The sequence below is a fragment of the Mesorhizobium metallidurans STM 2683 genome (genome assembly GCF_000350085.1).
Lineage (GTDB): Bacteria > Pseudomonadota > Alphaproteobacteria > Rhizobiales > Rhizobiaceae > Mesorhizobium > Mesorhizobium metallidurans.
In genome coordinates this window covers 1-20331 of sequence record NZ_CAUM01000062.1, presented here as the reverse complement: position 1 = coordinate 20331, position 20331 = coordinate 1, and the positions used below count along the sequence as shown (strand labels likewise).

Below are 20331 nucleotides of genomic sequence, written 5' to 3'. Positions count from 1 at the left end.
CCCGAGGAGAAAAAATGTCCGAAACCTTCAAAGCCATCCTCGTCTCGCGCGACGCCGAAAAGAAACAATCGGTCGCCGTGACCGACCTGACCGAAGCGGACCTGATGGAAGGCGATGTCACCGTCGCCGTCGAGGCGACGACGGTGAACTACAAGGATGGGCTTGCCATAACCGGCAAGGCGCCGGTGATCCGCCGCTGGCCGCTAGTGCCGGGCATCGACTTTGCCGGCACCGTCATCTCGTCTTCCCATGCCGGCTGGCGCAAGGGTGACAAGGTCATATTGAACGGCTGGGGCGTCGGCGAAACGCATTTCGGCGCCTATGCCGGGCGCGCCCGCGTCAAGGGCAACTGGCTGGTGCCGTTGCCCGACGGCATGAGCCCGCATGATGCCATGGCGGTAGGCACCGCCGGCTATACGGCCATGCTCTGCGTCATCGCGCTGGAGCGGCACGGCATCGTGCCCGATCGCGGCCCGGTGGTGGTGACGGGGGCCGCCGGCGGTGTCGGCTCGGTCGCCGTCTCGATCCTGTCCAGTCTTGGCTATCACGTCATTGCCTCGACCGGCCGCAACGCCGAAAGCCCCTATCTGATCGACCTCGGCGCCGCGGAGGTGATTTCGCGCGACGAGCTTGCCCAGCCGGCAAAACCGCTCGCCAAGGAACGCTGGGCCGGCGGCGTCGACGCGGTCGGCAGCCATACGCTGGCCAACGTTCTTTCGATGACCTCCTATGGTGGCGCGATCGCCGCCTGCGGCCTGGCCGGCGGCATGGACCTGCCGGCAAGCGTCGCCCCGTTCATCCTGCGCGGCGTTTGCCTGCTCGGCATCGATTCGGTGATGGCGCCAAAGGCGGTCCGCATGGAAGCGTGGCGCCGCATCGGTACGGATCTCGACCATCAAAAGCTTGCCAGCCTCTCCTCGACCATCGGTTTCGACGACATCGTCGGCGCCGCGCATGACATTGTCGAGGGCAAGATCCGTGGCCGCGTGGTGGTGGATATGTGACCTCTTTTCGCCTCATATCCTTAGCCGAGGCGAAGCAAAAACGGCGCGACCGCTAAAATTCGAACGATCCGCCACAATTTTCCATAATCTCTATCTGGCAAAGGTTTCGCATGATCGCGGAACCCGGCATCAAAGAGACGGAGAGTGCCGAGAGCGTCAATGGGATCGGCCCCGAGGCGCCAAGGCGGCCGATCGTCGCCGCGCCGCCGCTGGCGCCGGAGCTGCCCGGGGCCAGCCGCGAAGGCCTGCCGTTCCTGACGCTCGTCGCCATCGTCGTGATGGCAGGGCTTGCCCATCTGACGGGGGCGCCGATCTTCGTCACCGTTGGCCTCCTGGCGACCGGCATTGCCGGCATTGCCATGCATCTGCGCGCCAAACGCACCCAGCGCCGCACGGTCGCCCTGCTCGACGAGACGACGGCTCGCAGCCGCGCCGAGATCGAAACGCTGGCCGACCGCATGTGGGAGATGCAGGAGAGCGAGGAACGCTTTCGCGGGTTGATCGACGCGCTCGGCGATCTCGTCGTCCACCGCGACCGTGACGCCCACATCGTCTATGCCAACAAGGTCTTCGCCGATCTTGTCGAAACCGACCAGCGCGAGCTTGCCGGCAAGACGCTGGCCGAACTCGGCATCGATGTCGGCATCGTCCCCGATGCCGCCTTTTCCGATCACGAATGCCTGAGTTCCACCGACGTCGCCATCCGCACGCCGGGTGGTTCGCGCTGGTTCTCGTGGATCGAACTGTCGGTGCGCGACAAGGATAGCGGTGCCGTGTCGCATCGCGCCATCGCCCGCGACATCACCGCCCGCAAGCGCGCTGAATCATCGCTCATCACCGCCCGCGAGCGGGCCGAATATGCAAGCCAGGCCAAATCGCGCTTCCTCGCCACCGTCAGCCATGAGATCCGCACGCCGATGAACGGCATCATGGGCATGGCGAAGCTCTTGGCGGACACCAATCTCTCGCCCGAACAGCGGACCTATGTTGGCGCCGTCTCCACCTCGGCCAGCGCCCTGCTGGCTCTGATCGAGGACCTGCTCGACTATTCAAAGATCGAGGCCGGCCGCTTCGATCCAGAACCACAGCCAATGTCCGTGCGCGAGATTGCCGACAACATCATCGAACTCCTGGCTGCGCGGGCCTTCGCCAGGAATATCGGCCTTGGCTGCCATGTCGAACCCGACGTGCCGCAGATGATCTCAGCCGATCCGGGAAGGGTCCGGCAGGTGCTGCTCAATCTCATCGGCAACGCCATCAAGTTCACCGACAGCGGCGGCGTGCTGGTGACCGTCGCCCGCACCCGCACCGAAACCACCGACCGCATACGCTTCACCATAACCGACACCGGTCCCGGCCTGCACGAGGACGACCTGGAGCGCATCTTCGAGGAATTCGAACAGGCTGATGGCACCTCGACTCGCGCGCATGGCGGCGCGGGCCTCGGCCTTGCCATCTCCAAGCGCCTTGTGACCGCCATGGGCGGCGCGATTTCGGTGTCGAGCCAGCTCGGCCAGGGCTCGGAATTCATCTTTGAAATCCCCGCGGTATCGGCCACCGAGGCGCCTCAGAACCGCCAGGATGCGCTGTCGGGCCGGCGCGCGGTGATCCTGTCGAAGAATGCCATCGAGGCCGATGCCATCGCCCGCACCATCCGCGCCAATGGCGGCAAGGTCGATCTGGCCGCGACCGCTGCCCAGGCCGCAGCCTTCGCCGGCAGCTGCGACGTGCTGCTGGTCGACGCGGCCATGGAAGAAAGTGACGGCAGGCTGCTCAAGCGTCTTCGCCAGAGCGGCTTTGTCGATTGCGAGGCGATCACGCTGATCGCGCCGACGGACCGCGGCATGCTTGGCGAGTTCCGCGCCAACGGCTACGCCACCTTCCTGGCACGGCCGGTGCGCGGCGAGACGCTGCTGCGCGTGCTTTTGACCAGCCACGCGCCGGCGTTCGCCCAGCCGGAGGCGGAAAAGCGTGGCGCGCCATCGGTGCGCACCCTCGGCAGCCGCCAGCACGGCCTGTCCGTGCTGATCGCGGAGGACAACGACATCAATGCCATGCTTGCCCGCGCCACGCTTTTGAAGGCCGGGCATCGGGTGAAAGTGGTCGGCAACGGCAAGGCGGCCGTCGAGGCCGTCATCGGCACCGGCCACAAGCATCGCTTCGACGTGGTGCTGATGGACCTGCACATGCCCGTCATGGATGGGCTGGACGCCATCGCCGCCATCCGCCGCCATGAGGAGGAAACCGCCGCGCCGCCGGTTCCGATCATGGTGCTGTCGGCGGACAGTCAGGAAAAAACCCGCCACGCCGTGCTTGCCCATGGCGCCAGCGGCTTCGTCACCAAGCCGCTCGATCCCGACGCGCTCGTCCATGCCGTCGAGGGCCAGGTGGCCGCCTGACCTCTCCGGAGCGCAGTGCGCCCCTCCCCCTCAGCCGGTTGAGAGCATTGGAGCGTAGCACGTCTATTGGACGCGCCAAGACCGTGACTTTTTCAAATGATCCTTTCCCCGGAAACCGATTTCGGCTTCCCGGTCGTGCGATAGCCAGCCGACGAAGTATTGCCCGCGCCCCCGTATCACGGTACTGTCACAATCCTGTTGCACCTACACCGTATCCCCGTGCCAAGAGGGATGGCTCGAAGGAGAATCACTCGTGCATACAGTTATGCCGGAATGTGACACTCGGCCGAACGCCAGCAGCGCCATGCTTGTCGGGCGGAACGTCGATGCCGTCATTAAAGGCGCATCTCTCGGCCGCATCGGCGACCTCGAAGTGCGGCTCGCCCGCAACGAGGCTGAGATCGCCGCGGCCCAGGAGGTGCGCTACCGGGTATTCTATGACGAACTCGGCGCCAGGAAGGACCTGTTCCAGGTGCAGGACCGGCGCGATGCCGACCGCTTCGACCCGCTCTGCGACCATCTGCTCGTCTTCGACACCTCGCGGTCCGGTCCCGAGCACCGCCGCATCGTCGGCACCTACCGCTTGCTGCGCCAGGAGATCGCGGCCGCCGCCGGTGGCTTCTATTCCGAGGGCGAATTCGAGCTGACCAAGCTCATCGCCCGCCATCCCGGCCAGCGCTTCCTCGAACTCGGCCGCTCCTGCGTTTTGCCGGAATACCGCTCGAAGCGCACCATCGAGGCGCTGTGGCAAGGCATCTGGGCCTATATCAACCACTATGGGATCGGCGTGATGACCGGTTGCGCCTCGTTCCACGGCACCGTGCCGGCGGCGCATGCCGAAGCGCTGACCTATCTCGCCCATCACTGCCGGACGAACTCGGCCTGGGACGTGCGCGCGGTCGCCGGGCGCTACTGCTCCATGGATTTGATGCCGATCGAGGCGGTCAACGCCAAGGCCGCGATCGCGGCGATGCCGCCGCTGGTCAAGGGCTATCTGCGCGTCGGCGCGCGCATCGGCGACGGCTGCGTCATCGACCGCGAATTCTCGACGGTCGACGTCTTCGTGGTGATGCCGGTCAAGGAGATCGGCGCCCGCTACGTCAACTACTATGGCGGGGAAGCGCAGCGTTTCGCCGCGTGAGATTCCAGCGAATAGGGAGTAGCGGGTAGCGGGAGTTCCGCCAACTCGCTGCGGATTGTTGCTCCTATTCGCTATTCGCTACTCGCTCTCATTTCACGGAATGTCTTCCGGCCGCCGGCCAGGGCGGCTTTTGTAGGATGGAAAGGCCCAGCCGAATTTGAGTGCGCCGCCACGCACCAGGAATGCCGCGGCGAAGCCCGCCAGGCCCGATGCGAGCGGCGGCAGTCCGGCGAGATCGCCTGTTGTAAACAGGGTGGCGCCCGCGAGGGCGGCGGTGACATAGATTTCTGGTCTCAGGAGCAACCGACGGCTCGCCGGCCAGCATGTCGCGCAATATCCCGCCGAACGTTGCGGTGAGCACGCCGGTGACGACGGCGACCACCGGCGAGCCGGTGATGGCCAGGCCCTTGGCGGCGCCCATCACCGAAAACGCGGCAAGGCCGACGGCGTCGAGCCAGAGCAGTAATTTCCAGCGGGATTCGAGACGGTGCGCCGCGAAGAAGACAAACATCGCCACCACCGCGCAGATCATCACATAGCCGGAGTTGGCGATCCAGAAGACCGGCAGATTGAGGATGATGTCACGAAACGTGCCGCCGCCGATACCGGTGACGCTGGCCAGGAACAGAAAACCGATGATATCGAGCTGCTTGCGCGAGGCGGCAAGCGCCCCCGTCGCCGCGAAGACGGTGACGCCGGCATAGTCGAGAAGCTCGATCGGGTTCATGGGGTGAATAATGAAATAGCGCGTCGGGAATAGCGAGTGGCTCCCCGCGAAACTGGATTGACTTCATGTCAATTAAATGATTGAATAGTTCATTCAATTTAATGGACGAATATGTCCCCTCGCCGCTACAACATGGATTCCCGGACTGCCACCTTCGCCAAGACGAGGCAGCGCATTCTCGACGCGACGATCAAGCTGCACGCCCGGAACGGCATCTTCGGCACGACTTGGAAGGACATCGCTACGGAAGCCGATGTCGCCGTTGGCACCGTCTACAAGCATTTTCCTACGCTGGACCAGCTAGTGCCCGCGTGCGGCGAATTGCTGATGGAGCGCCTGCGGCCGCCATCGCCCGAATCAGTGACGGAGATAATCGGCGGGGCGAGGGATTCTGAAGAACGGTTGCGCCGGGTCGCGAACGAGTTGTTCGCCTTCTACCACCGTGGCGGACGGCATCTCGAAAGTGACCTGCGCGAGCGGGAGCTTCCGGCCATGCGGGAATGGGAAGACTACCTGCGGAACATGGTGGCCGGATTCGTGCGAGAGGCGTTGGTGGAGGACGATCCCGGCGATGATGCCGCGCAGGCAATCAGCTTCCTGTTCGACTTTCCGACGTTCAACGCGATGCGGATACGCGGGATGACAATGGATCTAGCCGCCGAAACGGCAACGGGAATGGCGCTATGCTGGCTTAAGGAAAGGCCGGCGGAGCACGTACTGACGAACACAATACCGGAGGCAGACAAAGGCTAAGGCCAGATAGCGAAGGAGGAAGTCATGAACACGAATATCGTTGAACTCACTGGTGGTGAAGCTGGGGCAACCCCCCGCGCCTTTTGCAGTCACGCCTTGGAAGGAGAGGCGCGCTGGTGGCTTGGTTCGCTGGCGGTGATCAAGGCTTCAGCAACCCAGACGGCGGGCCGGTTCACGCTAGTCGAAGTGATCGAGAACGAAGGCGAGGCGCCGCTGCACGTCCATCATCGCGAGGACGAGTCATTCCTGGTGATGGAAGGCGAGATCGAGTTCGAGATCGGCGGCAGGACGATCATGGCTGGACCCGGTTCGTTTCTCTTTGGGCCACGCGATGTGCCGCACCGCTATACGGTCAAGCGTGGACCGGCCCGGATGCTGTTCCTCTTCACGCCCGGTGGGTTCGAAGAGCTTTTGAGGGCGACCAGTGTGCCTGCCGACGACAGGCGCATCCCTCCGGACGGCGAAGGAATGCCGGACATGGAGACATTTCCCGACGTGGTCAGGCACTATGGTTGTGAACTGCTTGGCTGAGGACATGCACTGCAAGTGGCAGCGTACTATCGGTCGTCCCTGACGCCGGACAGGTTTCGGGAACGATCATGCCTTAGCCTTTGGTGGTGCCTGCCGGATGGCGCACTACTCCCCTGATCACGCATCCTTCTCAGCCTGCTCATTGACCGGGCCGGGCTCGACCGGGGCTTCACCAGCCACATGCTTGGGACCGCCCTTGGCGACGCCGACCATGGCCGGCCGCAGCACCCGCTCGCCGATCGAATAGCCGGGCTGCACGACCTGGACCACGGTGTTGGCCGGCACTGCCGGATTGGGCACCTCGAACATCGCCTGGTGGAAATTCGGGTCGAACTTCTCGCCTTCCGGCTCGAGCTTCTTCACCCCGTGCCGCTCCAGCGCCGACAGCATGGCGCGCTCGGTGATCTCGACGCCCTCGATCAGCGCCTTGAAGCCGGCATCGCCAGACGCCGCCGCCTCGGCCGGAATGGCATCCAGCGCCCGGCGCAGATTGTCCGACACCGACAGCATGTCGCGGGCGAAATTGGCCACCGCGTAGGCACGGGCGTCGTGGACGTCGCGTGCGGTGCGGCGGCGAAGATTCTCCATCTCGGCCGCGGCGCGGAGCGCGCGGTCCTTCAAATCTTCATTTTCCTTCATCAGCCGCAGAAGCGCTTCATAGTCCCCGTCGACGCTGCCTTCCGTGCGCTCGGCGGCGGCCTCGATCGCCTCGATATCCTCGGGCGCGCGTTCGTCTTTTGCCTGGTCGCTCATCGCCGTTTCCCGTCATCTCGAATGGTATGGATTTTGTGCCCGATATCGAGGTTTGGCGGCCAAAAATCAAGGGGCAAGCGATACTGTACGCCGCCGGCAGCAATTTGTCCGCAAGCAGCACGGACTTTCGATTTAATTCAAATTTTACTCTAACCGGCGGATTTGCTTGCGACGATGCTGCGATACGGGAACCATTCCCGTGCCGGGGGAGTTTCGAAGCCGACACAGGATTTTGAGATGACGACCCGCAACAACGCCGCCCGCAACAAGAGCGAAAGACGCGAGGGGCTCGACGCCGATATCAGACGCCAGTTCGGTACGGAGGCCACGACGCGCTTTCTGCGAACCCTGCCGGCATTCCGCACCGAGCTCGACATTCCCGATCGTTTCAAGGAGCTGCTTGACCGCCTGGACGGCATCGAAAGCAGCGTGACCGTCAGCCGACGCCCTCGGTAGATGCCATAGGTGTTGCGGCGCTTTCAGCCTCGCAACCGGTCTGTGGGCGTCGCGCGACAATTACGCACAGTAATTTTGCGTGATCTGTGTCTTGCGGCAGCGTCACGTGCCGCCTATGCTTTCTGATGAACATGATTTCCCCCGAAGCTGTGGCCAACAGCAAGCGTGCCTGGTTGAAGATTCTGGCGCGCTACAAGAAGCCCGACAGGCGGCGCAGCGCCGTTGAACTTGCCATCACCCTGATCCCCTTCGCCACGCTATGGGCACTGTCCTCGGCTGCCTATTCCTATGGCCATTGGTGGGGTCTGATCCTCATCCTTCCGGCGGCCGGCTTTCTGGTGCGGATCTTCATGATCCAGCACGATTGCGGCCACGGCTCCTTCTTCGCCAATCGCTACGCCGACGACTGGATCGGCCGCGGCCTCGGCGTGTTGACGCTGACCCCTTATGACTGCTGGCGGCGCGCCCACGCAACCCATCACGCCACAGCCGGCAATCTCGACGAGCGCGGCATGGGCGACATCAAGACGCTGACCGTGGCCGAATACCGACAGATGTCCTGGCGGGGCCGGTTTTCCTATCGTCTCTATCGCCACCCGCTGGTCATGTTCGGCCTCGGCCCGATTTGGCTTTTCATCTTCGAGCAGAGGCTGCCGGTCGGCATGATGCGCAGCGGACTGACACCGTGGGTGTCATCCATGGCCACCAACGCCGCTATCGCGTTCATCGCCGCCGTCCTCATCTGGTTCGTCGGCCTCGGCGCCTTCCTGGTGGTGCATCTGCCGATCGTCATCCTCGCCGGCTCGGCCGGCATCTGGCTGTTCTACGTCCAGCACCAGTTCGAGGAGACGGAGTGGGCAAAGGATTCCGAATGGGAATTCCAGCATGCGGCGCTGCACGGCTCGTCCTATTATGACCTGCCGCCGGTGCTGAACTGGTTCACCGGAAATATCGGCGTCCATCACGTCCATCACCTCTCCGCCAAAGTGCCATGCTACCGGCTTCCGGAGGTTCTCAGGGACTATCCGGAACTGCGCGAAATCGGCCGCGTCACGCTTCTCGACAGCCTGCGCTGCGTGAAGCTCGCGCTGTGGGACGAGAGCCGCAGGAAACTGGTGTCGTTCCGCGAAGCGCGCATGGCTGCGTAGAGCAGCAATAGCCGCCACACCAGGGTGCGACGGCTTTTCCAAACCTTGCTCAGGCCGCCTTGCGCTCGTCGCGCATCAGCGCCTTGCCGTCGCGGATTTCGGTGCCGAGAACCTTCAGGCATTCGCGCATGAATGCCGCCAGGCCCGGCCAGCCCTTGGCCGACACCAGATTGCCGTCGACATGGGCGCCGGTCGGCGCGACGTCGATATAGATGCCGCCGGCCAGCGTGACTTCCGGCTCGCAATACTGGAGCGCCGCGACCTCGCGGCCGCGGACCACGCCGTCCACCGCGATCAATATCTGCACACCGTGGCAGATGGTGAAGATCGGCTTGCCGGTCTCGTGGAAATGCCGCACCAGCGCCTGCACGCGCTTGTCGATGCGGATATATTCCGGACCACGTCCACCGGCTGCATAGACGGCGTCGTAGTCGGCCGGGTTCACCTCGGCAAAAGTCTTGTTGAGGATGTAGTCGTGGCCGAGCTTTTCCGTATAGGTCTGGTGACCCTCGAAGTCGTGCAGCGACGTCTTCAGTATGTCGCCCGCCTTCTTGTCGGGACAAACGACATGGACCGTATGGCCGACCGCATGCATGGCCTGCTCAAAGACGAAAATCTCGTATTCCTCGCTGAACTCGCCAACGAGCATCAATATCTTCTTCCCAGCCATTCCCGGTTCCTCCCTTGGTGGCCACATTTATTTCGGAGCACGAAATAATAGGCCTATCCTACGGCGCGGATATGGAAAATAAAAGACTGAATCTGCGAATTGGTCCGACCAGATCAGGCGAAATCGTGGGCGGGGTCCGATCAGCCGGCGCGCTCCCGCCGCCAGGAATATTTGGGACCTCTGGCCTCTGGCTTCGCGGTCGGCTGGTAGTACAGCGAAAGTCCGCCGGTGCGGCCTTGCTCGAGCCGTTTCAACAGCACCGGGTTGGATACTTCGAATTCGTCAAAGCCAAGGCGCAGCATGTGCGGCAGCTGGTCGACCAATACCTGCCCGGTGGCGCGGACCGCGCCCTCGAAATGGTAGCGGTTGCGCAGCAGTTCTCCCTTGGAGAACGAACGGCCGTCATTGAACGCCGGGAAGGCCAGCGCCACCAGCGAGAGCTGGTCGAGCAGGCCGGCAATCTTTTCGAGCTGATCGCCAGGTTGGAGCTCGACGCCGAGGCGCTCCTTCGCCGAGAGGCGCACCTCCGGGTCCAGCCCAAGGAACGCCTGCAGCGGCAGGATGAAACGGCCGTTGCCGGCGAGCGCGTCCGCACTTTCGGCATGGATCCACTCGTCTTCCCGGAAACCTTGCGGGGTCCAAAGGCGGGTCTCCGGTGTCGGTTCGGTCATCAAAAATTCCTAAAGCCCAGAAGAATCCTAGGGTGCGTTGAGATTCAGGTCAGGCCGAGCCGAGAATGGTGGCTTCAGAGAACCGAAGCAGAGCGTACTATAGTACGTGAGCACCGGCCTATGCCGACCGTAGCCTTAACTCCTTCGTCACTATCATGAATGCTTCGGCCGGCGAAGGCCGGAAGCACAGGAAGCCGCCGTCTGCAGGCCGGCATCGCCTGAATATCAGCATACCCTAGAGAGATGCGTCGGTCAGCGACTTTTCCAGCCCCGACAGATGGATGCCGCACTCGGTCTTGGCATGCCCGGCCCAGCGGCCGCTGCGCGCGTCCTCGCCCGGCTGTACCGGCTGCGTGCACGGGAAGCATCCGATCGACAGATAGCCATAGGCGACCAGCGGGTTTTCGCGCAGCGCATGCGCGCGCATGTAGGCGGCCTGGTCCGACGTCGTCCAGTGCGCCAGCGGGTTGATGCGGATGCGCGAGCCGACCGCCTCGAACACCGGAAGCGCTGCCCGCGTCGAGGCCTGGAAGCGCTTGCGTCCGGTGAACCAGGCACGGAACGGCTCGACGCCCCGCGCCAGCGGCTCGACCTTGCGCACATCGCAGCAGGCGTCGGTGTCGGTCTCGTTCAGATTGCCGGTCGGATCGATGCGTCCCAGTGCCGCTTCATCGGGCGTGATTACCCTGATATCGGTCAGCCCGAAATCGGCGGCCAAAGCGTCGCGATAGCCGAGCGTTTCCTCGAAATGCTTGCCGGTATCGAGGAAGATGACCGGCAAGGTGCGGTCGATCTCGGCGATCATGTGCAGCAGCACGGCCGAATCGGCGCCGAAGGACGAAACGGCGGCGATTTCGCCATGAAAGAGTTCCCTCGCCGACCGCTCGATGATCTTGAGCGGGTTCAGGTGACCGTAGAGCGCGTCGAACCCCGCCGCCTCGGCGGCGACACCGGCCTCGACTTCGACGATACGGTCAAGCGGCCTTGGCTTCGCCAGCATAGAGCGCCTCCTTGAACGGCGCGGGACCGACACGGCGGTAGGCGTCGATGAATTTTTCCTGCGGATCGAGCCGAAGGCCGAGATAGGTCTCGACGATCTGCTCGATGGCGTCGGTGATCTCTTCCGAACTGAAGCCGCGGCCGATGATCTCGCCGACCGAGGTGTTCTCGTCGGCCGAGCCGCCAAGCGTGACCTGATAGAGCTCGGCGCCTTTCTTCTCGACGCCGAGAATGCCGATATGGCCGACATGGTGATGGCCGCAGGCATTGATGCAGCCGGATATCTTCAGCTTCAACTCGCCGATTTCGCGCTGCCGCTCCAGCGAGGCGAAGCGGCGCGAGATTTCCTGCGCTATCGGAATCGAGCGCGCCGTTGCCAGCGCGCAATAGTCGAGGCCGGGGCACGAGATGATGTCTGATATCAGGTTGGAATTGGCCGTCGCCAGGCCGATATCGACCAGCGCATCATAGACCGCCTTGAGGTCGGCGCGCGCGACATGCGGCAGAATCAGGTTCTGCTCATGGCTGACGCGCAGCTCGTCGAAAGCGTATTTCTCGGCGATGTCGGCGACCGCTTCCATCTGGCTGTCCGACGCGTCGCCTGGCACCTCGCCGATGCCCTTGAGCGAAATCGTCATCGCGGCATAGTCGGGATGGCGATGGGTCACCACATTCTGGTCGAGCCAATCCGAAAAGCGCTTCGAATCGAGCCGGGCGAGCTTGACCGTCTCGTCGCCTTCCGGCCGATCGCTGAGCTGAGGCGGCGCGAAATAGGCATCGATCGCGCGGATATCGGCTTCCGGCAGCTTCAGCTCGGCGTCCTTCAACTCCTGCCATTCGGCCTCGACCTGGCGCGTGATCTCCTCGACGCCGGTCTCGTGGACGAGGATCTTGATGCGCGCCTTGTATTTGTTGTCGCGGCGGCCATAGAGGTTGTAAACGCGCAGGATCGCCGTGCAGTAGGACAACAGGTCCGCCTCGGGCAGGAAGTCGCGGATCTTCTTGGCCACCATCGGCGTACGGCCCTGGCCGCCGCCGATATAGACGGCAAAGCCGAGCTCGCCCGCCGCGTTCCTCTTCAAATGCAGGCCGATGTCATGCGTCTGGATAGCGGCGCGGTCGCGCTCCGCACCGGTTACCGCGATCTTGAATTTGCGCGGCAGGAACGAGAATTCCGGATGCACGGACGACCATTGCCGCAGGATCTCGGCATAGGGGCGCGGATCGGCGACCTCATCCGCGGCGGCACCGGCGAAATGATCGGCGGTGACATTGCGGATGCAGTTGCCGCTGGTCTGGATGGCGTGCATCTCGACGCTGGCCAGATCGGCCAGGATCGCCGGAATGTCCGACAGCGCCGGCCAGTTGAACTGGATGTTCTGGCGCGTGGTGAAATGGCCGTAGCCCTTGTCGTACTTGCGGGCGATATGGCCGAGCATGCGCAGCTGCTTGCTGTTCAGCGTGCCATAAGGCACCGCGATGCGCAGCATATAGGCATGCAGCTGCAGGTAGACGCCGTTCATCAGCCTCAGCGGCCGGAACTGGTCCTCGGTGATCTCGCCGGCCAGCCGGCGCTGGACCTGGTCGCTGAACTCGGCGACGCGGGCCTGGACGAAGTCATGATCGAACTCATCGTAACGGTACATAGTCTGGTCTTTCCGGGCGCGTCCGCCCGTGTTCCATCTGTCTTGTTGCTTTAAGCCGCGCGGGCAGCCTGCTTGCCCAGATCGTGGCGGATGGTGGGGCCAGCGGCGCGGATCTTCTCGCGCAGCCGCACCGGCTCGACGACGCCATCGACGACGCTCACGTCGATCAGGTTGACGTCGACCACTTCGTTGCCGGCATAGGCCGCCGCGCCGATCGCCTCCAGCCGGTCCTCGGTCGCCTTGTCATGCGCGATCTCGGCATTGTCGACAATGTCGGCCCAGCCGCCATCGGCATACCAGACGGCGATGCCGTCGGTGAGGCGGTTTGCAGTCAGAACCTTCACTGTTCAACTCCCTCGGCGGCAGCTTGAGCAGCGCCTTCATGCCTGTGTGCCGCAAGCGGCTCGGAACGTTCAAAATTGGCGCCGGCGACCGCATCGCCAATAATGGTCATCACCGGTCCTGAGAGGTCGGCGCGCGCCTCCAGCGAAGGCAGATCGGCGAGCGTGCCGTGGAAGCGGCGGCGGTTGGCAAGGCTGGCATTCTCGACCACGGCGACCGCCGTGTCCGGCGACAGGCCGGCCTCGATCAGCCGGCCGGCAACCTCGGCCGCGACCGAGCGGCCCATATAGACGGCGACCGTGGCGCCGGAAATCGCAAGCTTGGCCCAGTCGGGCAGCGAATTGCCCTTGAGGTCGTGGCCAGTCGTGAACACCATCGACGACGACACGCCGCGCAGCGTCAGCGGCAGTTCGAAATCGGCGGCGGCGGCAAACGCCGCGGTAACACCGGGAACGACCTCATAGGCGATGCCTGCATCGCGAAGTGCCGCCATTTCCTCGCCCGCCCGGCCGAACACCAGCGGATCGCCGGATTTCAGCCGCACGACGCGTTTGCCGTCGCGGCCGAGTTCGATCAGCAGCGCGTTGATCTCGGCCTGGCTCTTGGTGTGGCAACCCTTGCGCTTGCCCACCGGCAGGCGCTCGGCGTCGCGCCGGCCCATGGCGACGATCGCCTCCGGCACCAGCGCGTCATGGACGATGAAGTCGGCTTCCATCAGCAGACGATGGGCACGCAGCGTGAGAAGATCTTCAGCGCCGGGGCCAGCCCCAACCAAGGCGATATGGCCGGAGACCGGTGCGTTCGAGGCAAGCAGGTCGACGGCGGCATCATGCGCCTGCGCAGGCTCGCCTGCCTCCATGGCACGGGCCGGCGCGCCGCCGAAGAAATCGCTCCAGAAGCGGCGGCGGGCATTGCCCTTCGGCAGCAGTTTCTCAGCGGCGCCACGGAAGGAAGCGGCAAGTGCGGCAAGCGGGCCGAGCGACGGCGACAGCATGCGGTCGATGCGGCCGCGCAGCATCTGGGCAAGCACCGGGCCCGCGCCTTCGGTGCCGATGGCGATGGCGACCGGCGCGCGGTTGACCAGCGCCGGGGTGAAGAAATCGCACAATTCCGGCCGGTCGACGGCATTGACCGGAATGCCCAGCCGGCGGGCATCCTCGGCAACGCGGCGGTCGAGCGCCTCGTTACCGCTGGCGGCAAACACCATCACCGCGCCTTCGAGATGCACGGCATCATAAGCAGCGGCGATGTGGGTCGCGCCAGTGGTAATGATGAAGGACAGCAACTCGGCCTCGGGGGCGTCGGCGACGATACGCAGTGCTGCGCTCGACTGGCCGATCAGCCGCGCCTTGGCCAGCGCCTGCTCGCCGCCGCCAATGATGGCCACGGCTTCGCCCTCGACCCGCAGGAAGACCGGGAAGGCATTGAGCTTGGGCGTGGCTTGCGGCATTGCGGACAAAATCCTGAATACGCGGTCAGTTCTACGCGCGAGCGCGAAAAAGCAGAAGGAACGCTCTCGCGCATCGCTTTGCGCGAGGCAATCGCTTTTCCGCAAGCGTAGCAGCCAGGAGAAAAATATTCCACATCGCCATTCCTGGCGGATTGAAGCCGCTGGCGCGGGCCTTGATCTGCGGCTCTTTTAGCGGCAAGCGGCGCGCGCCACAAAACAGATTTTTCTAAATTCTATCAATCTAGTAGATTAAAGTCGCCGCCGGAACATTACCGCCTCGGCGTGCGTTTTCCTTGCGAACCCCGAGCTTGGCCGTTTGACTGCCGCAATGGCCCCAGCGATGAGCCTGGAAGCCGGGAATGAAACCAGCAAAAAGGAGCGCTCCATGGACAATCTCAAGCTGAAACATGGTCTGTGGATCGTGGTGGCCGATGGCGAGAAAGCGCTGTTTCTTCGCAACGAGGGCGACACGCTCTATCCGAACCTCCAGGTGGTACAGGAAATGGAGCAGGACAATCCCGCCAGCCGCGATCAAGGCAGCGACCGGCCCGGTCGCTACAATGACGGGCCTTCCGTCCACCGCAGCGCGGTCGAGGACACGGATTGGCACCGTCTCGGCAAGGAACGTTTCGCCGATGAGATTGCAGAGCGGCTCTACAAGCTCGCCCATCGCGGCACGTTCAAGGAGATCGTGCTGATCGCGCCGCCGCAGGTGCTGGGCGAGATGCGCAGGAAACTGCACAAGGAGGTTGCCGAAAAGATAGCAGCGGAAATACCGAAAACCCTGACCAACCACACCATAGTCGACATCGAGGCCCTGCTGCAGGCAGCCTGACTGGTTATCCAGCAGCGCGACCGTCTTTTCCGCATCGACCCGCCAACAGCCCGGCGCACGCTGCCACAGTGGCCGAGCGCGAGCTAATGCTCTCGGCTCTCCGTCTTCCGCCGTCCCTGCCGTCGATTTCATGGCGTTGCGGGTTGCCTCATGGCGGGCCCTGCCCCCATATTGCAAAGGCGGCGGCTTCGGGCGGCGCATATCCGACATCGCGATTTCTGAAAGGCGCTCCATAGACATGCCGCAAGACACGCCCCTTATCGCCACCATCGTCGCCGGTCTGGGGCTGGCATTCGTCTTCGGCGCTCTCGCCAACCGCTTCCGCATCCCGCCGCTGGTCGGCTACCTCGTCGCCGGCGTTCTGGTCGGGCCGAACACGCCGGGCTTCGTCGCCGATGCCGGCCTGGCCAACGAACTGGCCGAGATCGGCGTCATCCTCCTGATGTTTGGCGTCGGCCTGCATTTCTCGCTGAAGGACCTGTTGTCGGTCCGCGCCATCGCCGTACCCGGCGCCATCGTGCAGATCGGCTTCGCGACGGCGCTTGGCGCCGGCCTCGCCTGGCTGCTCGGCTGGTCGATGGGCGCCGGACTGGTCTTCGGCCTGGCCCTTTCAGTCGCCTCGACCGTGGTGCTGTTGCGCGCCTTGCAGGAGCGGCGGGTGATCGAGACCGAACGCGGCCGCATCGCCGTCGGCTGGCTGATCGTCGAGGATCTGGCCATGGTGCTGGCGCTGGTGCTTTTGCCGGCGCTGGCCGGCGTGCTTGGCGGTCAGCAGCAGGTCGACACCCACTCGAGCCTGCTGTCGCTGCCGGCGAGTTACGGCATATGGGGCGTCGTCGGGATCACGCTGGCCAAGGTCATCGCTTTCGTCGCGGTCATGCTGGTGGTCGGCCGCCGGCTCATTCCCTGGATCCTGCACTACGTCGCCCATACCGGGTCGCGCGAACTGTTCCGGCTGGCGGTGCTGGCGATCGCGCTTGGCGTCGCCTTCGGCGCCGCCAAGCTGTTCGGCGTGTCGCTGGCGCTGGGCGCTTTCTTCGCCGGCATGATCATGAGCGAGTCCGAACTCAGCCACCGGGCGGCCGAGGAATCGCTGCCGCTGCGCGACGCCTTCTCCGTGCTGTTCTTCGTCTCGGTCGGCATGCTGTTCGACCCGTTCAGCCTGATCGACAACGGTTTGCCGATCCTGGCGACGCTGGCCATCATCGTCATTGGCAAATCGCTGGCCGCCTTCGTCATCGTCGTTGCCTTCCGCTATCCGCTCGCCACGGCGCTGATGATCTCGGCCAGCCTCGCCCAGATCGGCGAATTCTCCTTCATCCTGGTCGAGCTCGGCGTCGGCCTGAAGCTGTTGCCCGAACAGGGCCGCGACCTCATTCTGGCCGGCGCCATCCTGTCGATCCTCCTCAACCCGCTGATGTTCCTCGCCCTCGACTGGATGAAGCCATGGCTGGAGGCGCGCTCTGCCAAGGCATCGCCACCAGTCGAGGCAAAGCCGATCGGCCCGGCGACGCAGCCCGGCCAGGTGGCTTCGGTGCCGGAGACGGAGGATGGTCCGCCGCCCAGGACAGCGCTCGCCGGCCACGCCATCCTGATCGGCTATGGCCGGGTCGGCAGCCTCGTCGGCGCAGCGCTCAAGGAGGCCGCCCTGCCCTTCCTCGTCATCGAGGATGCCGACAAGACGCTGGCCAGGCTCAAGGCGGACGGCATTGAAACCGTCGCCGGCAATGCAGCCAATGCCAGCGTCTTCGCCGCCGCCAATCCGGAGGCCGCCAAGCGGCTGATCCTGGCCATCCCCAATGCCTTCGAGGCCGGACAGATCGTGCTGCGCGCACGAGCCGCCAACCCCGGCATCAGCGTCATCGCGCGCGCCCATTCCGATGCCGAGATCGAGCATCTCAAGGGGCTTGGCGCCGATACGGTGATCATGGGCGAGCGCGAGATCGCGCGTGGCATTGTGGAAGAGGTGCTTGGCCAGAAGCCGGAGGCTGCTGAACCATCCACTGCCTGAGCCGATACTGCATGATTGATCACGCCACGAATGCAGAGCCGCCATTTTGAGTGATACTGCCAAGGTATTTTGCCGGCGGCTTCCCAAGCGCCTTCTTGAACATGGTGATGAAGGCCGTGACCGAACCATAGCCGAGATCGCCCGAGACCTGCTGGACGCTGGCACCGGAGGCCAGTTCTCGAATTGCGACGATCAAGTGCAATTGCTGGCGCCAGCGCCCGAAGCTCAGCCCTGTCTCCTTTACCACGAGGCGGGCGAGGCTGCTCTCGCTGAGCGCAACGCGATTGGCCCACTCCGCCAGTGTGCTGCGGTCGGCAGGGTCTTGCGCCAACGCTTCGGCGATCCTCCTCAAGCGTGGCTCGACTGAAATCGGCAGATGCAGCCGCTGGACAGGCATGCGAGGCAGTTCGGTGAGCAGCGTCCTGATCAAAAGCCCGTCCCTCGCCTCATCATCCTGCTCGCCGTCGGACAGCTCGATGATCAGTTCGCGCAGCAGCGGCGAGATCGAAAGTGTGCAGCATCGGCACGGCAGATCGGCGGCACCCGGCTCAACGTAGACGAAGAAAATCCGGGCATTGGCGGTCGCAACATTGCTGTGCTCCATGTCGCCGGGAATCCAGACCCCACAATGAGGCGGTACCATCCACAGGCCGCTTGGGACGCGGCATGTGACGCCGCCTCCCAGCGCGAAGACGAGTTGGCCTTTGCGGTGCCGATGGGCGGGTACCTCCGCTCTGGTCTCGGGGACGTCAACGCGCACGGCAATCGCCGGCGCGGAAGGATCATCCACATCGAGATTGAACCAGGGGTAACGGAGCGGCTGTCTCATGATTGACCGTTTTTAGCGATCGAATGCTTTAATATCTAGATTATTCGAAGAGGAAAATCGATAGGTTCCGCTTGTGAATGAGCAACTCTGGAGCGTGCGGAGCTGGCGAGCTTTTCTTCGGCCAGCGGCCGCCGACGCTCCACAGTCGAACCGGCAAGATCCGGGCACACAACTGCCCGAAGAGCTGTGCGTCCACCGCGCGGCAGTGAGGTATGAACCATGCTCGCCCTCGTCATCTCTTCCGATAGCGCGGCCGGACTGAGGATCGCGGAACTCGCCGAGCCTCAAGCGGCCCCGAACGAAGCGCTTGTTTCGGTCCACGCAACCTCGTTGAACCGCGGCGAACTGCGCCTGCTCACCATACGTCCGAACGGCTGGATACCCGGCCAGGACATCGTCGGGGTTGTCGAACGGGCAGCCGCCGATGGCTCCGGGCCCGCCGTGGGCGCCCGGGTTGTGGCTTTGGTCGACCAGGCCGGCTGGGCCGAACGTGTCGCCGTTTCAACCGACCGTTTCGCCGCCCTGCCGGATGACGTGAGCTTCGTTTCCGCAGCCACGCTTCCGGTCGCGGGCACGACGGCGCTAAGGACTTTGCGCCATGGCGGCGACCTGGCCGGCCAGCAGGTCCTGATCACCGGCGCAAGCGGTGCGGTCGGCCGGTTCCAGGTCCAGATCGCCCGCCAGCAGGGCGCGTCGGTGACCGCGATCGCCGCCGCCCGGCATGCCGAGGATCTCCGCGGCCTGGGAGCCGAGCAAGTCGTCGAGTCGATGGAGCTGGCCGAGGGGCCGTTTTCGCTGATCACCGAGTCAGTCGGCGGCCAAAGCCTCGCACACGCGATCGAACGGGTCGCACCTGGCGGCACCGTCGTCATGTTCGGCTCGAGCAGCGGCGAACTCACATCAGTTGGATTCCGCCAGTTCGTTCCGGGTCACGAGGGGGCGAGGCTTCAGACTTTCGCTTACTATGCCTCTGGGCCGAGCATTGGCGCGGACATCGCGGCGCTGCTCGCTCTGGTCGCGGCTGGCCGGCTGGAAACCCGCGTGGCCCTGACCGTGCCGTGGACGGACATCAACCAAGCCCTGGACGCACTGCGAGGGCGCAGCATCAGCGGCAAGGCTGTTCTCACCATGACCGGGTGAGCAAACCTTAGCCGGAAGTCTCACACGTGCTGGCCGCCATTGATGTGGATTTCCGAGCCCGTCACGTAGGATGCCTGCTGCGAGCACAGGAAGAAGATGATGTCGGCGACCTCCGCCGTGGTGCCAAGCCGTCGCAGCGGAATCGTCTCGACGATCTTGTCCGTTCCTGGCGACAGGATCGCCGTGTCGATCTCGCCCGGCGCGATCGCATTGACGCGGATGCCGTGCGGGCCGAAATCATGCGCCATTTCGCGGGTCAGCGAGCCAAGTGCCGCCTTCGATGTCGCATAGGCCGTGCCGGCAAACGGGTGCACGCGGGTGCCGGCGATCGAGGTGACGTTGACGATCGAACCCTTGGCCGCCGCCAATTCCTTGAACAGCCCGCGCGCCAGCATGATCGGCGCGAAGAAATTGACCTGGAACACGTCGCGCCAGACATGCATCGGCGTGTCGATCGAGTTCATACGGCTGTTGCCGTCCTTGAGCTTGGGCGAGATGCCGGCATTGTTGACCAGCGCATGCAACTGACCGCCATGCGCCTCCAGGCGGTGGCGAATTTCCGAGATCGCGATGCCGACATCTTCCTGGTCGGCGAGATCAACCTTGATATGGTCTTCCGGGCCGGCCGGCCACGGGCAATCCTCGGCGAATGCCTGGCGTGAGCAGGTGATGACACGCCAGCCTTCGCGTGAAAAGCGCTTGACCGTGGCATGGCCGATGCCGCGGCTGGCGCCGGTCAGCACGATCGTCTTTCTGGTGTCGGTCTCGGCCATGTCGCTATCTCTCTAGAGCGACGTGCATCCGCTTGGACGCACAAAGCATGCTC

19 protein-coding genes and 1 pseudogene are annotated in these 20331 nt (G+C 64.1%); 10 read left to right on the top strand and 10 right to left on the bottom strand.

The annotated features are described in order from the left end of the window. Positions 1 to 14 precede the first annotated feature (14 nt). The 3 genes from acuI (at position 15) to olsB (ending at position 4544) form a co-directional block, all read left to right on the top strand. Positions 15 to 1004, top strand: a complete 990-nt coding sequence (gene acuI / locus MESS2_RS10995; RefSeq protein WP_008874287.1) for an acrylyl-CoA reductase (NADPH) — start codon at positions 15 to 17, stop codon at positions 1002 to 1004. A gap of 110 nt (positions 1005 to 1114) precedes the next feature. Next, positions 1115 to 3403, top strand: coding sequence for a PAS domain-containing hybrid sensor histidine kinase/response regulator (locus MESS2_RS10990; RefSeq protein WP_008874286.1), 2289 nt, complete (start codon positions 1115 to 1117; stop codon positions 3401 to 3403). Between the two features lie 265 nt (positions 3404 to 3668). After that, on the top strand, positions 3669 to 4544 hold the full coding sequence (olsB, locus tag MESS2_RS10985) for a l-ornithine N(alpha)-acyltransferase (protein ID WP_040592686.1): 876 nt from the start codon (positions 3669 to 3671) through the stop codon (positions 4542 to 4544). A 93-nt stretch (positions 4545 to 4637) separates the two neighbouring features. Here olsB and MESS2_RS10980 read toward each other — a convergent pair. Beyond that, positions 4638 to 5271, bottom strand: a pseudogene (locus MESS2_RS10980) (trimeric intracellular cation channel family protein). A gap of 111 nt (positions 5272 to 5382) precedes the next feature. Between MESS2_RS10980 and MESS2_RS30200 the strand changes: the two are divergent. Both MESS2_RS30200 and MESS2_RS10970 read left to right on the top strand, forming a co-directional pair. Next, positions 5383 to 6024, top strand: a complete 642-nt coding sequence (locus MESS2_RS30200; RefSeq protein WP_083918463.1) for a TetR/AcrR family transcriptional regulator — start codon at positions 5383 to 5385, stop codon at positions 6022 to 6024. A gap of 24 nt (positions 6025 to 6048) precedes the next feature. Further along, positions 6049 to 6555: a quercetin 2,3-dioxygenase gene (locus MESS2_RS10970; RefSeq protein WP_008874282.1), complete on the top strand. Its 507-nt coding sequence runs from the start codon at positions 6049 to 6051 to the stop codon at positions 6553 to 6555. A 117-nt stretch (positions 6556 to 6672) separates the two neighbouring features. On the opposite strand, the gene grpE is transcribed toward MESS2_RS10970, so the two are convergent. Continuing rightward, positions 6673 to 7308, bottom strand: a complete 636-nt coding sequence (gene grpE, locus MESS2_RS10965; protein ID WP_008874281.1) for a nucleotide exchange factor GrpE — start codon at positions 7306 to 7308, stop codon at positions 6673 to 6675. Positions 7309 to 7545: 237 nt separating this feature from the next. On the opposite strand from grpE, the gene MESS2_RS10960 reads away from it, so the two are divergent. Continuing rightward, the gene (locus MESS2_RS10960; RefSeq protein ID WP_008874280.1) at positions 7546 to 7764 is read left to right on the top strand and encodes a hypothetical protein; all 219 of its coding nucleotides are present in this window, start codon (positions 7546 to 7548) and stop codon (positions 7762 to 7764) included. 125 nt (positions 7765 to 7889) lie between these two features. Continuing rightward, positions 7890 to 8912, top strand: a complete 1023-nt coding sequence (locus MESS2_RS10955; protein WP_008874279.1) for a fatty acid desaturase — start codon at positions 7890 to 7892, stop codon at positions 8910 to 8912. Positions 8913 to 8961: 49 nt separating this feature from the next. On the opposite strand, the gene MESS2_RS10950 is transcribed toward MESS2_RS10955, so the two are convergent. The 6 genes from MESS2_RS10950 to cysG all read right to left on the bottom strand — a co-directional run bounded on the left by MESS2_RS10950 (position 8962) and on the right by cysG (position 14690). Continuing rightward, the gene (locus MESS2_RS10950; RefSeq protein WP_008874278.1) at positions 8962 to 9582 is read right to left on the bottom strand and encodes a DJ-1/PfpI family protein; all 621 of its coding nucleotides are present in this window, start codon (positions 9580 to 9582) and stop codon (positions 8962 to 8964) included. Between the two features lie 140 nt (positions 9583 to 9722). Next, a complete protein-coding gene (locus MESS2_RS10945; protein ID WP_008874277.1) occupies positions 9723 to 10253 on the bottom strand; it encodes a DUF934 domain-containing protein in 531 nt (176 codons plus the stop codon). A 235-nt stretch (positions 10254 to 10488) separates the two neighbouring features. Further along, entirely contained in the window at positions 10489 to 11253 is a 765-nt protein-coding gene (locus MESS2_RS10940; RefSeq protein ID WP_008874276.1) for a phosphoadenylyl-sulfate reductase, read from the bottom strand. Further along, complete coding sequence (locus tag MESS2_RS10935) at positions 11228 to 12898, bottom strand: nitrite/sulfite reductase (protein WP_008874275.1); 1671 nt, start codon at positions 12896 to 12898, stop codon at positions 11228 to 11230. The genes MESS2_RS10940 and MESS2_RS10935 overlap by 26 nt, the downstream gene beginning before the upstream one ends. Positions 12899 to 12948: 50 nt before the next feature. Continuing rightward, a complete protein-coding gene (locus tag MESS2_RS10930; protein ID WP_008874274.1) occupies positions 12949 to 13242 on the bottom strand; it encodes a DUF2849 domain-containing protein in 294 nt (97 codons plus the stop codon). Continuing rightward, a complete protein-coding gene (cysG, locus tag MESS2_RS10925; RefSeq protein WP_008874273.1) occupies positions 13239 to 14690 on the bottom strand; it encodes a siroheme synthase CysG in 1452 nt (483 codons plus the stop codon). Before cysG ends, MESS2_RS10930 begins: the two co-directional genes overlap by 4 nt. Before the next feature lie 385 nt (positions 14691 to 15075). Between cysG and MESS2_RS10920 the strand changes: the two genes are divergently transcribed. Together MESS2_RS10920 and MESS2_RS10915 are read left to right on the top strand one after the other, a co-directional pair. Then, on the top strand, positions 15076 to 15525 hold the full coding sequence (locus MESS2_RS10920) for a baeRF12 domain-containing protein (protein WP_008874272.1): 450 nt from the start codon (positions 15076 to 15078) through the stop codon (positions 15523 to 15525). A 238-nt stretch (positions 15526 to 15763) separates the two neighbouring features. After that, positions 15764 to 17536, top strand: a complete 1773-nt coding sequence (locus MESS2_RS10915; protein ID WP_008874271.1) for a cation:proton antiporter domain-containing protein — start codon at positions 15764 to 15766, stop codon at positions 17534 to 17536. Positions 17537 to 17555: 19 nt separating this feature from the next. Here the strand turns inward: MESS2_RS10915 and MESS2_RS10910 are convergent, their stop codons facing one another. Then, positions 17556 to 18365 (bottom strand): AraC family transcriptional regulator, encoded by an 810-nt coding sequence (locus tag MESS2_RS10910; RefSeq protein ID WP_008874270.1) that lies wholly within the window; start codon positions 18363 to 18365, stop codon positions 17556 to 17558. A gap of 219 nt (positions 18366 to 18584) precedes the next feature. On the opposite strand from MESS2_RS10910, the gene MESS2_RS10905 reads away from it, so the two are divergent. Then, entirely contained in the window at positions 18585 to 19505 is a 921-nt protein-coding gene (locus MESS2_RS10905) for a zinc-binding dehydrogenase (RefSeq protein WP_008874269.1), read from the top strand. A gap of 20 nt (positions 19506 to 19525) precedes the next feature. On the opposite strand, the gene MESS2_RS10900 is transcribed toward MESS2_RS10905, so the two are convergent. After that, the gene (locus tag MESS2_RS10900) at positions 19526 to 20278 is read right to left on the bottom strand and encodes an SDR family NAD(P)-dependent oxidoreductase (RefSeq protein ID WP_008874268.1); all 753 of its coding nucleotides are present in this window, start codon (positions 20276 to 20278) and stop codon (positions 19526 to 19528) included. Positions 20279 to 20331: the final 53 nt, after the last annotated feature.

Coding starts and splice junctions, on each gene's coding strand:
- MESS2_RS10960 (WP_008874280.1), top strand. CDS start 7,546: ATGACGACCCGCAACAACGCCGCCCGCAACAAGAGCGAAAGACGCGAG.
- MESS2_RS10905 (WP_008874269.1), top strand. CDS start 18,585: ATGCTCGCCCTCGTCATCTCTTCCGATAGCGCGGCCGGACTGAGGATC.
- olsB (WP_040592686.1), top strand. CDS start 3,669: ATGCCGGAATGTGACACTCGGCCGAACGCCAGCAGCGCCATGCTTGTC.
- cysG (WP_008874273.1), bottom strand. CDS start 14,690: ATGCCGCAAGCCACGCCCAAGCTCAATGCCTTCCCGGTCTTCCTGCGG.
- MESS2_RS30200 (WP_083918463.1), top strand. CDS start 5,383: ATGTCCCCTCGCCGCTACAACATGGATTCCCGGACTGCCACCTTCGCC.
- MESS2_RS10935 (WP_008874275.1), bottom strand. CDS start 12,898: ATGTACCGTTACGATGAGTTCGATCATGACTTCGTCCAGGCCCGCGTC.
- MESS2_RS10940 (WP_008874276.1), bottom strand. CDS start 11,253: ATGCTGGCGAAGCCAAGGCCGCTTGACCGTATCGTCGAAGTCGAGGCC.
- MESS2_RS10915 (WP_008874271.1), top strand. CDS start 15,764: ATGCCGCAAGACACGCCCCTTATCGCCACCATCGTCGCCGGTCTGGGG.
- MESS2_RS10920 (WP_008874272.1), top strand. CDS start 15,076: ATGGACAATCTCAAGCTGAAACATGGTCTGTGGATCGTGGTGGCCGAT.
- MESS2_RS10945 (WP_008874277.1), bottom strand. CDS start 10,253: ATGACCGAACCGACACCGGAGACCCGCCTTTGGACCCCGCAAGGTTTC.
- acuI (WP_008874287.1), top strand. CDS start 15: ATGTCCGAAACCTTCAAAGCCATCCTCGTCTCGCGCGACGCCGAAAAG.
- MESS2_RS10950 (WP_008874278.1), bottom strand. CDS start 9,582: ATGGCTGGGAAGAAGATATTGATGCTCGTTGGCGAGTTCAGCGAGGAA.
- MESS2_RS10900 (WP_008874268.1), bottom strand. CDS start 20,278: ATGGCCGAGACCGACACCAGAAAGACGATCGTGCTGACCGGCGCCAGC.
- MESS2_RS10910 (WP_008874270.1), bottom strand. CDS start 18,365: ATGAGACAGCCGCTCCGTTACCCCTGGTTCAATCTCGATGTGGATGAT.
- grpE (WP_008874281.1), bottom strand. CDS start 7,308: ATGAGCGACCAGGCAAAAGACGAACGCGCGCCCGAGGATATCGAGGCG.
- MESS2_RS10990 (WP_008874286.1), top strand. CDS start 1,115: ATGATCGCGGAACCCGGCATCAAAGAGACGGAGAGTGCCGAGAGCGTC.
- MESS2_RS10955 (WP_008874279.1), top strand. CDS start 7,890: ATGAACATGATTTCCCCCGAAGCTGTGGCCAACAGCAAGCGTGCCTGG.
- MESS2_RS10970 (WP_008874282.1), top strand. CDS start 6,049: ATGAACACGAATATCGTTGAACTCACTGGTGGTGAAGCTGGGGCAACC.